Raw genomic sequence first — 15,426 nt, forward strand, 5'->3', positions numbered from 1 at the left:
GGGATCGGACCTCCTCCGGCCCCGGTGCGGAGCGCCGCCCCATGCACGCCTCAGACCACGACGCCGACGACAGGACACCGACGTGAGCCCGACCTCCTCCCAGCAGCTGGACATCGACCTCGGCCCGACCGGCCGCCCGATGCCGGAGCTCCCGGAGCCGGCCCCGCTCGACGGCCACGGCCCGGCCAGGATCATCTCGATGGTGAACCAGAAGGGTGGGGTCGGGAAGACGACCAGCGTCATCAATCTCGGCGCGGCTCTGGCCGAGCTCGGGCGCAAGGTGCTCCTGGTGGACCTCGATCCCCAGGGCGCCCTCAGCGCCGGCACCGGGGTGAACCCCTACGAGCTCGACGTGACCGTCTACAACCTGCTGATGGAGCGCGGCCACGACGTGCGCGAGGTCATCCAGGAGACGCACACCGAGAATCTCGATGTGCTGCCTGCCAACATCGACCTCTCCGCCGCGGAGGTCACCCTCGTCAACGAGGTCGCCCGGGAGATGGCGCTGGCACGCGTGCTGCGCCCGGTGGCCGACGACTATGACGTGATCATCATCGACTGCCAGCCCTCGCTGGGACTCCTGACCGTGAACGCACTGGCCGCCAGCCACGGCGTGATCATCCCGCTGGAGGCCGAGTACTTCGCGCTGCGCGGCGTGGCACTGCTGGTGGAGACCATCGAGAAGGTCCAGGACCGCATCAACCCGCGCCTCGAGCTCGACGGCATCCTCATCACCATGTTCGATCCGCGCACCCTGCATGCGCGCGAAGTGTGCCAGCGCGTCGTGGAGGCGTTCCCGGACCAGGTCCTGCACACCACCATCAACCGCACGGTGAAGTTCCCCGACGCGTCGGTGGCCGCGGAGCCGATCATCTCCTTCGCCACCTCGAACAAGGGCGCGGCAGCCTACCGTCAGCTCGCCCGGGAACTCATCTCCCGCGGCGCCGCCGCCTGATGGCCGCGGATCGTTCCGGACGCGGCGGCTCCGGCGGCCGGGGCGCCGGTGCCGGGCGCACCGGCGGCCGTCCGCCCCGACGGCGCAGCGCCTTCACCCCGCCCCGCCAGGTCCGCCTCCGCGACGGCGAGGGGAAGCCGGTCGTCCCCGATGCCGAGCCGAACGGTGAACCGACCGAAGCTCATCGCACGGACGGCGAACGGCTGCAGAAGGTGCTGGCCGGGGCCGGGTTCGGCTCCCGCCGAGCCTGCGAGGCGCTGATCTCCGGCGGCCGGGTGCGGGTGGACGGCGAGATCGTCCAGGAGCAGGGGGTCCGTGTCGACCCCGCCGCTCAGGTGATCCACGTCGACGGCAGACGGCTGCAGCTCGACGAGTCCAAGCTCACCCTGGTGCTGAACAAGCCCCGCGCCGTGGTCTCCGCGATGAGCGACCCCGAGGGACGGCGCGACCTCAGCGAGTTCACCGCCGCCCACTCGCAGCGGCTCTACCACGTGGGGCGTCTGGACTACGAGACCGAGGGACTGCTGCTGCTGACCAATGACGGTGAGCTCGCCCATCGCCTCACCCATCCCAGCTTCGAGGTCGACAAGACCTATGTATGCCGCTTCGACGCGCCCGGCGGCCCGCCCCGCGGACTGGTCAAGGTGCTGCGCGAGGGCGTCGAGCTCGACGACGGCCCCGCCCGCGCCGATCGCGCCCGGGTGCTGGCCCAGGACGGTCGCGAGGCCGTGGTCGAGGTGACCCTCCATGAGGGCCGCAACCGCATCGTGCGGCGCATGTTCGCCTCCCAGGGCTTCGAGCTGACAGCTCTGATGCGCACCCGGATCGGCCCTGTCGTGCTGGGCGACCTGCCCACCGGCACCACCCGCGAGCTCACCGGGCGTGAGCTGGGCACCCTGATGGCCGAGGTGGGACTGTGACGGCGCTGGTGCCGTCACCGGTGCGGATCATCGGCACCGGGCTGATCGGCGGCTCCCTCGGCCTCGCGCTGCGCCGCGCCGGGGTCGAGGTCCAGGTGGAGGATGCCTCTCCGGGCACCGCGGCGCTGGCCGTGGAGCTCGGGGTGGGGGCGCTGCCCGGCGCGGAGGCCCCCGACCCGTCACTGGTGCTCGTCGCGGCCCCGCCGGACGTCGCCGCGGCGCTCGTGGACCGGGCGCTGCGCAGCTGGCCGGACGCCCTGGTCGCAGACGTCGCCAGCGTCAAGGCCACGGTGCTGGACGGCGTGCGTCAGCGCGCCCGGCCCGGGGACCTGCCGCGGTACATCGGCGCCCACCCGATGGCCGGTCGCGAGGTCTCCGGGGTGATCGCCGCCCGCGCCGATCTGTTCCTGGGCCGCCCCTTCGTCGTCGTCCCGCACCAGGGCACAGCTCCCCGCGCCGTGAGCATCCTGCGAGGCCTGGCCACCGAGATCGGCTCGGTGCCCACCACGATGGATGCCGCCGCCCACGACATCGCCGTGGCTCAGGTCTCCCATGTGCCGCAGGTGATGTCCAGCCTGATGGCCGCCACCCTGCTGCAGCCCAGCGAGCCCGCTCTGGGTCTGGCCGGCCAGGGTCTGCGCGACACCACCCGCATCGCCGACTCCGATACGCGGCTGTGGGTCGAGATCCTCGGCGCGAACGCGGGCGCGGTCGGGCACGTGCTGGCAGAGGTCCGGGACCGGCTCGAGGGCGTGCTGACGGCGCTGGGCACGCTCGAGGGCGATCCCGATCCGGGCACCGGCTCCCGTCGGGCGCTGGCCGACCTGATCTCCGCGGGCAACCGCGGGGTGCGCCGCATCCCCGGCAAGCACGGCGGCGCGACCGATGCCTTCGCCACGGTCGTGGTGCTGGTCCCGGACCGTCCGGGCGAGCTGGCCCGCCTGCTCACGGAGATCGGCCAGATCGGCGTGAACCTCGAGGACCTCCGCCTCGAGCACGAGCTGGAGCGCGCGGTGGGCCTGGCGCACATCGCGATCGACGCCTCCCGTGAGGACCTGCTCACGCGGGAGCTCGCCGAACGGGGATGGAGGGTCGCGGACGCCTGAGCGCCCCGTATCCTTGCCGGATGCACACCAGCGCGCCGCACGGCCCCTCCGACCCCGCGTCCCCCCGCCCGGCCGAGGGCATCACCATCGCGATCGATGGCCCGGCCGGCTCCGGCAAGTCCACCGTCTCGCGACTGGTGGCCGATGCCCTCGACGGCGGGATCCTCGACACCGGGGCGATGTATCGGTCCGTGACCTGGTGGTGCCTGGACCAGGGCATCGACCTCGCCGACCGGGAGGGCGTCGCCCGCGCCGCGGAGGAGATCGACCTCGTCCAGGGCACCGATCCCTCCGGTGCGACCGTCGTCGTCGCCGGCACCGACATCACCGCCGAGATCCGCACCGAGCGCATCTCCCAGCAGGTCAGCACCGTTGCCACCAACACGCTGGTGCGCGCGATCCTCCAGCGGCGCCAGCGGGAGCTGTTCTTCGCCGCGGCCGCGGAGCGCGGATTCTGCGTCGCCGAGGGACGGGACATCACCACCGTCGTCGCCCCCGACGCGCATGTGCGGGTGCTGCTGACCGCCTCGGATGAGGAGCGCATGCGCCGCCGCGCCGTCGAGCTCGAGCTCGACGACACCGAGGACACCCGGGAGCGGATGGCCGACCAGGTCCTGCGCCGCGACCGGGACGACGCCACCGTCTCCGAGTTCCGGACCGCCGCCGAGGGCGTCGAGACCGTGGACACCACTGGGCTCGGCATCGAGGACGTCGTCGAGCAGGTGCTGATGCTGGTCGCGGCCGCCGAGTCCGCCCAGGAGGAGGCGCTGCACGGCCGCCCCGAGCCGGCGGCGCGCGAGAGTGTGCTCGTCTCCGGCGGCGAACCGCGCGCCGACGGTGCGACCGGGCCCACCGATGAGGACGTCGAGGCCGCGCTGCGGGCGGGCCTGTCGGACTACTCGCTGGACGATGAGGACCTGGCACTGCTCACCGGGCATGAGGACGAGGCACCGTATTCCGCCGCCCCGCGGAACCTGCCCGTCGTCGCCGTCGTCGGTCGACCGAATGTCGGCAAATCGACGCTCGTCAACCGCATCCTGGGTCGCCGCGAGGCGGTCGTCGAGGACCGTCCCGGAGTCACCCGCGACCGCGTGTTCTACGAAGCCGAGTGGACCGGCAAGGACTTCTGGCTGGTCGACACCGGCGGCTGGGAGGATCGGGTCCAGGGCATGGCCTACCGCGTCGCCGAACAGGCCGAGGTCGCCGTCTCCCTCGCCGACGTCGTCATGTTCATCGTCGATGCGAACGTGGGCATCACCACCACCGACGAGCAGCTGCTCAAGGTGCTGCGCAAGGCGAAGGTGCCGCTCGTGCTGGTCGCCAACAAGGTGGATGACCAGCGCGGCGAGCTCGAGGCCGCGGCGCTGTGGAACCTCGGTCTGGGTGAGCCGCACGCAGTCTCGGCCCTGCACGGTCGCGGTTCCGGCGACCTGCTGGACGCCGTGGTGGCGGCCATGCCCGAGGAGGGGCGCGGTGCCGCTGCGGATCACGGTCCGCGCCGGGTCGCCCTCCTGGGCCGCCCGAACGTCGGGAAGTCCTCCCTGCTGAACCGGCTGGCCAAGGAGCAGCGGGTCGTGGTCGACGACATCGCCGGCACCACCCGCGACCCGGTCGACGAGAAGATCACCCTGGGCGGCAAGGAATGGACCTTCGTGGACACCGCCGGGATCCGGCGGCGCATCCTCCAGGCCCAGGGCGCCGACTACTACGCCTCGCTGCGCACCCGGGCCGCACTGGACCGGGCGGAGGTCGCCGTGGTGCTGCTCGAGGCCTCCGAGCCGATCTCGACCCAGGATCTCAAGATCATCGACATGGTCCTGGAATCGGGTCGGGCCCTCGTGCTCGCCTTCAACAAATGGGATCTGCTGGACGAAGAGCGCCACAAGGCGCTCGAGCACGAGATCGAACGTGATCTCGCGCACGTCGCCTGGGCGCCGCGGGTGAACATCTCCGCCCAGACCGGCCGGCATGCCGAGAAGCTGGTCCCGGCGATCGAGACATCGCTGGAGTCCTGGGACCGGCGCATCGCCACCGGCCGGCTCAACGCCTTCCTCGGACAGCTGGTGGCCGCCCACCCGCATCCGCTGCGCGGCGGCAAGCAGTCCCGGATCCTGTTCGCCACCCAGGCACGCACCCGGCCCCCGCGGTTCGTGATCTTCGCCAGCGGCTTCCTCGAGCACGGCTACCGCCGCTTCATCGAGCGCCGCCTGCGCGAGGACTTCGCCTTCACCGGCTCGCCCATCGTCATCGGGGTGCGGATCCGGGAGAAGCGCCGACGCTGAGGCCCGGACGCCGCGCCGTGAGCCGGCGCCGAGGTGCGGTGCCGCTGCGGGACCACGTATCGTGGTGATCATGAGCAATCCCGGTGATCACGGCTCCTGGACGCCCCAGGGGAACGACTTCAACGCGCAGGGCGCCACCCCTCAGCCTCCGCAGGATCCGTGGGCGCAGCCGCCCGCCCCGCAGGACCCGTACGCGCAGAACCCGTACGGGCAGCCGTCCGCGGGCTCGGCCTCGGATCCCTACGGCCAGCAGATGGGCGGGCAGGATCCCTTCGCGCAGCCGTCCGCCGGTTCGGCCTCGGATCCCTACGGCCAGGGCCAGCAGGCCTGGTCGGCCGCCCCGGGCTCCGGACCGTCGGCCTCGGAGCCCTTCGCGCAGCCCGCCGCCGGACCGGCGCCGCAGGGACAGCCGCAGAGCCGCCTGGTGGTGGGGCTGCTGGGCATCTTCCTCGGTGGCTTCGGAGTGCACCGCTTCCTCCTGGGCTACACCACCATCGGCATCATCCAGATCGCCGTCACCCTGGTCACCTGCGGCATCGGCGCCTGGTGGGGCGTGATCGAGGGGATCATGGTGCTCGCCAAGTCCCCGGCCTTCGAACGGGACGCCTACGGCCGCCCCCTGGCCGACTGACCCCGCCCTTCACCACGTCACGGACAAGGACACCAGCAGCGATGACCTCCCAGCCCTCCGGGCCGCTCCCGGACCGCAGCTCGCTCCAGACGAGCGCGATCATCCTGATCGTCGTCGGCTTCCTGTGCGGCGGCACGATCCCGGCCATCTTCGGCATCATCTCGCTCGTGCAGCTCGACAGCGATCCCTTCACCGCCCAGAAGATGAACAAGGTCGGCTGGATCATCTTCTGGGTGATGCTGGCACTGCTGATCCTGTTCGCCATCGTCTATGTGCTCTTCTTCGTGGTCATGCTCGGGGCGTTCACGCTGCCCTTCATGACCGGCGGCTGACCGCAGCCGCTCCAGGAGGAACCACCATCGCCACCCCGGACTTCGTCCTGTCCCTGCGTGAGCACATAGGGCACGAGCTGCTGTGGATGCCCGGCGTCACCGCGCTGGTGCTGAACCGCGCTCGTACCCGGATGCTCGCCGTCCGGCGCGCCGATGACGGCGAGTGGACCCCCGTCACCGGGATCATCGATCCCGGCGAGGAGCCGGCCCGGGCCGCCGTCCGTGAGGTCGCCGAGGAAGCGATGATCTCCTGCCGCGTGCTGCGGCTGCTCGACGTGCGCACTCTGCCTCCGATCACCTACCCCAACGGGGACCGGGCGCAGTACCTCGATCTGTGCTTCCTGTGCGAGGCCGACGGCGGGGCGACCCCCTTCCCGGCCGACGGGGAGAACACCGCGGCCCGCTGGTTCCCGATCGACGCACCACCGCCGATGAACGAGCGCTTCACCAGGCAGCTGTCGCTGGCCCTGGAGGATCACGCCGAGACCCGGTTCCGGCGATGAGCGCGCAGGCACCGCTGCCGGGAACGCGGGTCCGGATCACTCTCAGCGACCGCCCCGGCGATCAGGCGGTGGTGCGGGTGATCGCCGCGCCGCGACGGGATCTGGCCCACGGCGGGCGGCTGAGCCCCGCCCTCGCCCCCTTCGCCGACGCACTGCTGGTGGACGTCTCGGTGGCGGGCACGACGCTGCTGCCGGGCGCATGGGTGGAGCGGGAGGTCCTCGAGCGCGGCGCGCCGATCGCCCCCACCCCGGTGACGGCCGCGGATCTGCGACCGCCGGCGGTCATCGCGGGCAGCAGCGAGCGGGCGGCGCTGTGCTGGGGGGAGACGGTCTGGCCGCTCGAGCTCGGGGGAGTGGTGGCGATCCCCGACAGCGCGCGGGCGGGCCCGCACCCGCTGTCCCGGCTGCGCCGGCTGGTGCTGGTGGCCGGTGGTCGCCGCTCCGAGATCGGGCTGACGCTCTGGCGCGATCCGGGGTTCGAGATCCCCTGGCAGGACGTGCGGCTGCTGCCGCGCGCCGCGGCCTGGTTCGAACTGGCCCAGGTCCCGCCCGGCATGCGCTACGCCGATGCCGAGCGCGCGCAGCGCGTGGGCCGCGCGCGTCCCTTCTCCTGACTGCGGGGACCGACGCGTCGGGGCCCGGGTGTCAGCGGAAGACGATGGTGCGGGAGCCGTCCAGCAGCACCCGTGACTGGGCGTACCACGCGACAGCCTGGCGCAGCGTCCGGATCTCCGCGTCCTGGCCGATCGCCATCAGCTCCTCGGGCGAACGGGTGTGGTCCACCCGCAGCACCTCCTGCTCGATGATCGGCCCCTCGTCGAGATCGGTGGTGACGAAGTGGGCGGTCGCCCCGATCTGCTTGACCCCGCGCGCATGCGCCTGCCGGTAGGGATTGGCGCCCTTGAAGCCGGGCAGGAAGGAGTGGTGGATGTTGATGCAGCGACCGGCGAGCTCGGCGCACAGCTCCGGGGAGAGGATCTGCATATAGCGGGCCAGCACCACCAGCTCGATGTCGTGCTCGGCCACCGCCTCGCGCACCCGGTCCTCGAAGGCGGCCTTCGCCCCCGGGCCACGGGTGGACCGGTGCTCGAAGGGCACATCGTAGAAGCCGGCCAGCTTCTCCAGGGTGGGATGGTTCGCCAGGATCAGCGGTACTTCGATGGGCAGATGGCCGGACTCCATCCGGAACAGCAGATCGTTCACGCAGTGCAGCGTCGTCGACCCGAGGATCAGGGTGCGCACCGGGCGTCCCACCTCGTCGATGCGGAGCTCGAGACCGAAGCGCTCGACGGCCGGGGCCAGCGCGGCCTCCAGCTCCTGGGCGGCGGACGCGGTCCGGACCTGCATCCGCAGGTAGTAGCGATGGGTGGTGCTGCTGACGAACTGCCGGCTCTCGGTGATGTCACCCTCGACCTCGAGGATCGCCCCGGAGATCGCGTGGACGATGCCGGGGGCCTCGGCGCACACCACGGTGAGGACGTATTCCGTCTCGGTCCCGGAGGAGTCCGCGGCGTTCTGGGGAGGGGTGCAGTGGCGTTCATGGGCCCATTCTAGGAACACGCGGAGGACCGGGCCCATCTGTTCACGAGCGCGCCGCCCGCACACCCCTGCCGGCTCGACTCAGTCCCGACCGCGGCGCCAGAGCGCCGAGGGCCACCAGATGACTTTGCCGAGATCGAGCGCCAGCGCGGGCACCAGCAGCGTGCGCACCACGAAGGTGTCCAGCAGCACGCCGAAGGCCACGATGAAGGCGATCTGTGCGAGGAAGAGTATCGGGATCACCCCGAGCGCGGCGAACGTCGCTGCCAGCACCATCCCCGCCGAGGTGATGACGCCGCCGGTGACCGACAGGCCCCGCACGACTCCCTCCCGGGTGCCGTGGATCAGCGATTCCTCCCGCACCCGGGTCATCAGGAAGATGTTGTAGTCGATCCCGAGGGCGACCAGGAACACGAAGCCGAACAGCGGGACCGAGGGGTCGGCGCCGGGGAAGGCGAACACGTGGTCGAAGACCAGCGCTGAGACGCCCATCGCGGTGCCGAAGGAGAGCACCGTGGTCGCGATCAGCAGCACCGGCGCCAGGAGCGAGCGCAGCAGCAGCATCAGGATCAGCATGATGACCACCAGCACCACGGGGATGATCAGTGTGCGGTCGTGGAGGGAGGCGTCGTTGGTGTCGATCGAGGTCGCGGTCACGCCGCCCACCAGCGCGTCGACGTCATCGGCGGAGAGGTCCGCACGCACTTCGCGCACCGTCGCCTCGGCCGCGGCGGAATCGGCGGCATCGGTCAGCGTCGCCTGGACCAGCACGTCGCCGTCCACCACGGTCGGCTCCGGGGCGGGCGTGCCGGGCTGGCCCTGGGCCTGGATGCCGTCCGCGGTCACGGGTGCGGAGCCGGAGGGGGAGTCCTCGGCGGTGACCGACACCGACTCGATGCCGTCCTGGCGCAACAGCAGGTCGGCGACCTGCTGGAGAGAGGAGTCCTTCGTGATCACCTGTACCGGCGAGCCGGAGCCGCCGGGGAAGTGCTCGCCGAGGGCCGCCTGTCCCTCGCGTGCGGAGGAGGAGGTCAGCACCAGATCGGACTGCGGCACGCCATCGGCCTCGAGCTGGGTGACACCCAGGCAGCCGACGGCCAGCACCGCCGCCGTGAGCAGCCAGAGTCGGCGGGGCCGGCGTCGCACGGCGAGCGCGATCCGTCCCCAGACGCCGTGCGCCGCGGGATCGGCACCGGTGGCCGGAGCATTCGGCGCGTAGTGCGGCCGGCGCGGCCAGAAGGCGACGCGGCCCGTGGCGAACAGGACGGCGGGCAGGAAGGTCAGGGCTGCCGCCATCGCGAACCCGATCCCGATCGCCGCCACCGGCCCCAGCGTGCTGTTGGACTTCAGGTCCGACAGCAGCAGGCACAGGAGGCCGGCGATCACCGTGCCACCGGAGGCGAGCACCGGCGCGATGGTGCCGCGCAGCGCCGCGAGCGTCGCGCGTCCCCGCTCCCGGGTGTGCCGCAGCTCATCGCGGTACCGGGCGACGTACAGCAGCGAGTAGTCGGTCGCGGCGCCGATGACGAGGATGAACAGGATCCCCTGGGTCTGCCCGGACAGCAGCAGCACGTCCGCCGCGGCCAGGTGCCAGATCGTCAGCAGCGCTGCGCACAGCGCGATCAGGCTCGTCAACAGCACGATCAATGGCAGCAGCAGCGAGCGGTAGACGATCAGGAGGATGACCAGCACCGCGGCGAGCGCGACCCCCAGCAGGAGCCCGTCGATGCCGGCGAAGGCCGCTCCGAGGTCGGCGGAGAAGCCGGCCGGGCCGGTGACGTACGCGGTGAGGTCCGGTGGAAGATCGGTGCCGAGCTCCGCATCGATACCGTCGATGGCTGCCGCGAGGTCGGCATCGGGATCCAGCGGCACGAACACCTGCACCGCGAGCCCGTCCTCGGAGGGGATCGGCGGGGAGACCTCGCCGGTGACCGCCTTCCTCTCCCCGAGGGCCTCGGTGACGTCGGTGAGCGATGCGAGCGTCTCCTCGTCCATCTCCTGCGGCGAGGTGATCACGAGGATGGCCGGGATCGCCTCGGCACCGGTGAAATCGGCGGCCCGCTGGGCGACCTCGGTCGCGGCAGCGGAATCCGGCAGGTAGGCGGTGCGGTCGTTCGAGGAGACCTCGTCGACCCGGCCGAAGTACGGCCCGCCGATCCCGGCGGCGATGAGCCATCCCAGGATCAGCAGGGCGGGCACCAGCACCCTCAGTGCCCGCGGGAACGAGGCGCGGGCGCGCCGATGGGTCGGCCCCTCGCCGGCAGGGGGGTGGTCCGGAGAGGTCATGGGGCTCCTTCGACGACGGCGGGGCGCCCCGCGGCGCTCCGAGATCAGTGTGACACAGGTAGTTAGCCTGGCGAGAGATGATCGGGTGAATCGCGCGCCACTAGGATGCGGGCCATGAGTTCGTCGCCCCGCGGCGAGGGCGATCACGATCCCCCCACCGTTGTTCCGTCCCTGTTCAGCATCGACTCCAGCGATCCCCAGCAGGAGCTGATCGATCGCCGCGGCCTGGACGAGCAGGACATCGCGCAGATCGATGCGCTGATGGCAGCGCTGGCCCGGCTCCGTGCCGCGGAGCAGGAGCTGGCCGAGGCCTCCCTGCGGTACATGCAGCTGGGGCGGACGGACATGCGGGCCCTGCACGTCCTCATCGTCGCCGAGAACACCGGCACCCTCGCCACCCCGGGCGCGATCGCCCAGGCGCTGGGGATCTCGAGCGCCTCGACCACGAAGCTCCTGGACCGGCTCGAAGCCGCCGGTCACCTCCGACGCGAACGGCACCCCAGGGACCGACGGGCCGTGGTGGTCACCATCGAGCCCGCCACCCGGAGCTCAGCGATGCGCACCGTGGGCGCGACCCAGGCGCGCCGGGTGGAGGCGGCGCGGCACCTGCTGCCGGCCGAGCGCGAGGTGGTGCTCGGCTTCCTCGAGGACATGGCCGAGCAGATCTCGGTGGCAGGGGTGGATTGGGAGGCTCCCGGCAGCGGCGCGGGCAGTTCCTGACGAGCGCCGCCTTACCGAGTGGTCGGGTCGGTGACCTGCGCGGGAGAAGTCCCGGAGCATCGCCAGGACCGGGTACTTGACGGGGTGAGCGCCCCCGGGTGAGAGTCAGCTCACCGGCACCTACTTGCCAGACGGGGTGATCTTCGCTATGCGGCCGGTCGTGACGAGCGAGGTCGCCCTGCACCGCGACGGGAGGTCCCTCTTGGACACCACCATCTTCGAGCAGCACGAGTCCGAGATCCGCGGCTACTGCCGTGCGTATCCCACGGTGTTCGCCTCCGCCTCCAATGCGCGACAGGTCGATGAGGAGGGCACGAGCTACATCGACTTCTTCGCCGGCGCCGGAGTCCTGAACTTCGGACACAACAACCCGGCGATGAAGGAGGCGATGATCGATTTCCTCCAGGCGGACGGCGTGGCGCACAGCCTGGACACCTACACCACCACCAAGCGCGACTTCATCGCGAAGTTCCACGAGGTGATCCTCGCGCCGCGCGGCATGAACCACAAGATGCAGTTCATGGGGCCGACGGGCTCCAACGCGATCGAGGCCGCGCTCAAGCTCGCGCGACTGGCCACCGGGCGGCGCGAGGTCGTCGCCTTCAGCCACGGCTTCCACGGCATGACCCTCGGTTCCCTCGCGGCGACCGCGAACCAGGCCTTCCGCCAGTGGGCCGGGGTGCCGTTGACGGACGTCGTGCGCCTGCCCTTCGAGACCGCTCCCGGAGGCAGTACCGGGATCGCCGACTACCGGGCCGCGCTGCAGGACCCCTCGAGCGGGGTCACCCCTCCTGCGGCCTTCCTCGTCGAGCCGGTCCAGGCCGAGGGCGGGGTCAACGTCGCCAGCCGCGAGTGGCTGCACGAGATCCAGGACCTCGCGCGGGAGGTGGGCGCGCTGTTCATCATCGATGACATCCAGGCCGCCGTCGGCCGCACCGGCGGGTACTTCTCGTTCGACGGGATGGATCTGGACCCGGACATCATCGCCCTGGCCAAGGGGCTCGGCGGCTTCGGCACCCCGATCGCGATGACTCTGAACAAGCCGGAGGTCGATGCCCACTGGTCGCCCGGCGCCCACACCGGCACCTTCCGCGGGCAGGGGCTGTCCTTCGTCGCGGGCACCGTGGCGCTGGACTACTTCACCGACGAGGCGTTCCTCGCCGACGTGCTCGCCAAGGGCGAGACCATGCGCGAGGCACTGGAGGCCATCGCTGCGAAGCACTCGGAGCGGGGCTGGGAGGTCCGCGGCCGCGGCATGATGCAGGCGCTGGACACGGGGGACGGCGCGTTCGCCAAGCGGATCCAGCAGGAGTGCTTCGAGCGGGGCCTGCTGGTCGGCCCGTGCGGCAGCGGGGGGCGGGTGATCAAGCTGATCCCGCCGCTGACGATCCCGGAGGAGGACCTGAGGGACGGCCTCGGCCTGCTCGCACAGGCCATCGACGCCGCTGCGGGAGCCCCCTGATGCGCCTGCGGTCCGATATGACCTTCGCGCCCGAGGAGTACCAGCGGAGGATCGCGGAGCTGCGGGAGCGGATGGCCGAGCGGGAGCTGGACGCGGTGATCATCACCGATCCCGAGAATCTGATGTACCTCACGGACTATCAGACCACGGGATACTCGTTCTTCCAGGCGCTGGTCGTGCCGCTGGAGGCCGACTCGGTGATGATCACCCGTGCGCTCGAGGAGTCCAATGTGATCGCCCGGACCTGGGTGGAGAACTCCCGCCCGTATCCGGACGACGGCGACGCGATCCTCGAGCTGGTCAGCACCCTGCGCGACCTGCGGCTGGGGGACTCCCGGGTGGGGTATGAGCGCAACAGCTACTACTTCCCCGCCTACCAGCAGGATCGCATCCACGACGCCTTCGGAGAGGGCCTGGTGGACTGCTTCGGGATCGTCGAGGAGGGGCGGATCCGCAAGTCCCCTGCCGAGATCGAGGTGATGCAGCTCGCCGCCTACGCCGGGGAGGCGGGAATGGCGGCCGGCCTGCACACTGCGATGGCCGGCGCGACCGAGAACGATGTGGCCGCCGCCATCACCTCGGCGATGTTCCGGGCCGGCGGGGAGTTCCCGGCGGTCCTGCCCTATGTCGCCTCCGGGCCCCGGTCGATGATCGGCCACTCCACCTGGGAAGGGCGCATGATCAGGCCCGGAGAGCACGTGTTCCTCGAGGTCGGCGGGTGCTACCGCAGATACCACACGGCCATGATGCGCACCGTGGTCAACGGGGCGCTCTCGGACTCGATGCACTCCGCGCAGGAGCTGATGAAGCAGACGCTGGCGGAGCTGCGGGCCCTGATGAAGCCGGGGGTGACCATCTCCGAGATCGCCGAGCTGACCCGCTCCCGCATCGAGAGCAACGAGGTGGGGGCGAAGCTGGTCACTCGCGCCGGCTACTCGATCGGGATCGCCTTCCCGCCGTCCTGGGACGAGGGCTACATCGTCTCCCTGCTGGAGGGCGACGAACGAGAGCTCGAGGAGGGCATGACCTTCCATCTGCTGCCGTGGATGTGGGGGGTGGACGGGGACAAGACCGTCGGCATCTCCGACACCGTGCACATCACGAAGGACGGCTGCGAATCGTTCTTCACCCTGCCGGCGGACTTCACCGTCCACGAGAGCTCCGCCCGCTCGGTCCCCACCGGCGCCGTCTTCGCGCCGCGCTTCTGAGAGCTTCTGAGAGGAGCAGCCCCCTATGGCCATGCTGACTGCCATCGATCCCACCACCGGACGCGTCGTGCGCGAGGTGCCCGCCGCGACTCCGGCGGAGATCACTGCGCTGATCGACCGTTCCCAGTCCGCCTACGCCTCCTGGAAGGACACCACCCTCGCCGAGCGCGCGGACGTCCTGCGCCGGGTCGCGGCCTATCTGCGCGAGCACACCGAGGAGCTCGCACCCCTGATGACCGAGGAGATGGGCAAGCCCATCGGGGAGGCGCGCGGGGAAGTCGCGAAATCGGCGTGGGCCGCCGAGCACTACGCCGAGTTCGGCCCCGAATACCTCGCCGACGAGCACCTGGACTCGGATGCGACTTCGTCGTACGTGCAGTACCTGCCGCTGGGGCCGGTGCTGGGGATCCTGCCGTGGAACGCCCCGTTCTGGGTCGCATTCCGCTTCTGCGCCCCAGCGCTGATGGCCGGGAACACCTGCATCATGAAGCACGACCCCCACGTGCCGGGATGCGCCGCCGCGCTCGAGGAGGTGTTCCGCAAGGCCGGTGCCCCCGACGGCGTGTTCCAGACCCTGCTGGCGCAGACCGAGGATGTCGAGCAGGCGATCCGTGATCCCCGTGTCCAGGCGGTCTCCTTCACCGGCTCCGACCGGGCAGGGGCGACGGTCGCCTCGATCGCCGCGAGCGAGATCAAGCCCGCGGTGCTCGAGCTCGGCGGCTCCGACCCCTGCATCGTGCTGGCCGATGCGGACCTCGCCAAGGCCGCGGAGGTCTCGGCGCTCTCGCGCATCATCAACGCCGGCCAGTCCTGCATCGCCGCGAAGCGGATGATCGTGGAGCGCTCCGTGCACGATGAGTTCGTGGAGCTGCTCGCCGCACAGCTGCGGGACCTGGTGGTCGGTGATCCCCGCGATCCGGCCACGAAGGTGGGACCGATCGCCCGCGAGCAGCTGCGCGAGGGCCTCCATCGACAGGTCACCGCCAGTGTCGAGGCCGGCGCCACTCTGGTGCTCGGCGGCGAGCTGCCGGCGGGGGAGGGCTTCTTCTATCCCGTCACGCTGCTGACCGGGGTGCAGCCGGGGATGACCGTCTGCGCGGAGGAGACCTTCGGGCCGATCGCGGTGGTGATCGCCGCCGACGATGCCGAGCACGCGCTCGCCCTCGCCAACGACACCCCCTATGGCCTCGGCGCCGCGATCTGGACCGAGACCGAGCGCGGCGTCGCGATGGCGCGCCGGATCGAGGCGGGACAGGTCTCGGTCAACGGGATCGTGAAGTCCGATCCGCGGCTGCCCTCCGGGGGGATCAAGCGCTCCGGCTACGGCCGCGAGCTCGGCCCCCACGGCATCCGCGAGTTCACCAACGCCCAGCAGGTCTGGGTGGGGCCGGTGAGAGCCTGACCTCCGAGATATCTTGACGTCAAACTATTTAGGTGTAGAGTCATGAGTAAGGAAAGGCTCACCTAAGTAGGGAGATGATG

General features: G+C 71.1%; 14 protein-coding genes. 12 read left to right on the forward strand and 2 right to left on the reverse strand.

The window, feature by feature from the left end; genetic code table 11:
• Positions 1 to 82: 82 nt before the first annotated feature.
• The 8 genes from CFK39_RS00150 (at position 83) to CFK39_RS00185 (ending at position 7,343) form a co-directional block, all read left to right on the forward strand.
• Positions 83 to 955 carry a ParA family protein gene (locus CFK39_RS00150; protein WP_089063766.1) on the forward strand — a complete coding sequence of 291 codons (873 nt, stop codon included), beginning with the start codon at positions 83 to 85 and terminating at the stop codon, positions 953 to 955.
• On the forward strand, positions 955 to 1,875 hold the full coding sequence (locus tag CFK39_RS00155; protein ID WP_089063767.1) for a pseudouridine synthase: 921 nt from the start codon (positions 955 to 957) through the stop codon (positions 1,873 to 1,875). Before CFK39_RS00150 ends, CFK39_RS00155 begins: the two co-directional genes overlap by 1 nt.
• Positions 1,872 to 2,981 (forward strand): prephenate dehydrogenase, encoded by a 1,110-nt coding sequence (locus CFK39_RS00160; protein WP_089063768.1) that lies wholly within the window; start codon positions 1,872 to 1,874, stop codon positions 2,979 to 2,981. Before CFK39_RS00155 ends, CFK39_RS00160 begins: the two co-directional genes overlap by 4 nt.
• A 20-nt stretch (positions 2,982 to 3,001) precedes the next feature.
• The gene (der, locus tag CFK39_RS00165) at positions 3,002 to 5,263 is read left to right on the forward strand and encodes a bifunctional cytidylate kinase/GTPase Der (RefSeq protein WP_089066214.1); all 2,262 of its coding nucleotides are present in this window, start codon (positions 3,002 to 3,004) and stop codon (positions 5,261 to 5,263) included.
• A 70-nt stretch (positions 5,264 to 5,333) separates the two neighbouring features.
• Complete coding sequence (locus CFK39_RS00170) at positions 5,334 to 5,894, forward strand: TM2 domain-containing protein (RefSeq protein WP_089066215.1); 561 nt, start codon at positions 5,334 to 5,336, stop codon at positions 5,892 to 5,894.
• Between the two features lie 41 nt (positions 5,895 to 5,935).
• Positions 5,936 to 6,226, forward strand: a complete 291-nt coding sequence (locus tag CFK39_RS00175; RefSeq protein ID WP_089063769.1) for a hypothetical protein — start codon at positions 5,936 to 5,938, stop codon at positions 6,224 to 6,226.
• Positions 6,227 to 6,312: 86 nt separating this feature from the next.
• Positions 6,313 to 6,729, forward strand: coding sequence for an NUDIX domain-containing protein (locus tag CFK39_RS00180; RefSeq protein ID WP_089063770.1), 417 nt, complete (start codon positions 6,313 to 6,315; stop codon positions 6,727 to 6,729).
• Complete coding sequence (locus CFK39_RS00185) at positions 6,726 to 7,343, forward strand: hypothetical protein (protein WP_089063771.1); 618 nt, start codon at positions 6,726 to 6,728, stop codon at positions 7,341 to 7,343. The genes CFK39_RS00180 and CFK39_RS00185 overlap by 4 nt, the downstream gene beginning before the upstream one ends.
• Before the next feature lie 31 nt (positions 7,344 to 7,374).
• On the opposite strand, the gene CFK39_RS00190 is transcribed toward CFK39_RS00185, so the two are convergent.
• Both CFK39_RS00190 and CFK39_RS00195 read right to left on the reverse strand, forming a co-directional pair.
• A complete protein-coding gene (locus CFK39_RS00190; protein WP_157697011.1) occupies positions 7,375 to 8,307 on the reverse strand; it encodes a formyltetrahydrofolate deformylase in 933 nt (310 codons plus the stop codon).
• 42 nt (positions 8,308 to 8,349) lie between these two features.
• Positions 8,350 to 10,554, reverse strand: coding sequence for an MMPL family transporter (locus CFK39_RS00195; RefSeq protein WP_089063772.1), 2,205 nt, complete (start codon positions 10,552 to 10,554; stop codon positions 8,350 to 8,352).
• A 114-nt stretch (positions 10,555 to 10,668) separates the two neighbouring features.
• Between CFK39_RS00195 and CFK39_RS00200 the strand changes: the two genes are divergently transcribed.
• The 4 genes from CFK39_RS00200 (at position 10,669) to CFK39_RS00215 (ending at position 15,346) form a co-directional block, all read left to right on the forward strand.
• The gene (locus tag CFK39_RS00200) at positions 10,669 to 11,274 is read left to right on the forward strand and encodes a MarR family winged helix-turn-helix transcriptional regulator (RefSeq protein ID WP_089063773.1); all 606 of its coding nucleotides are present in this window, start codon (positions 10,669 to 10,671) and stop codon (positions 11,272 to 11,274) included.
• Between the two features lie 160 nt (positions 11,275 to 11,434).
• Entirely contained in the window at positions 11,435 to 12,736 is a 1,302-nt protein-coding gene (locus tag CFK39_RS00205; RefSeq protein ID WP_245822735.1) for an aspartate aminotransferase family protein, read from the forward strand.
• Positions 12,736 to 13,944 (forward strand): ectoine hydrolase, encoded by a 1,209-nt coding sequence (gene doeA, locus CFK39_RS00210; protein WP_089063774.1) that lies wholly within the window; start codon positions 12,736 to 12,738, stop codon positions 13,942 to 13,944. Before CFK39_RS00205 ends, doeA begins: the two co-directional genes overlap by 1 nt.
• Positions 13,945 to 13,969: 25 nt before the next feature.
• Positions 13,970 to 15,346, forward strand: a complete 1,377-nt coding sequence (locus CFK39_RS00215) for an NAD-dependent succinate-semialdehyde dehydrogenase (protein ID WP_089063775.1) — start codon at positions 13,970 to 13,972, stop codon at positions 15,344 to 15,346.
• Positions 15,347 to 15,426: the final 80 nt, after the last annotated feature.

Origin of the sequence: Brachybacterium avium (genome assembly GCF_002216795.1) — a bacterium.
Classification (GTDB): domain Bacteria; phylum Actinomycetota; class Actinomycetes; order Actinomycetales; family Dermabacteraceae; genus Brachybacterium; species Brachybacterium avium.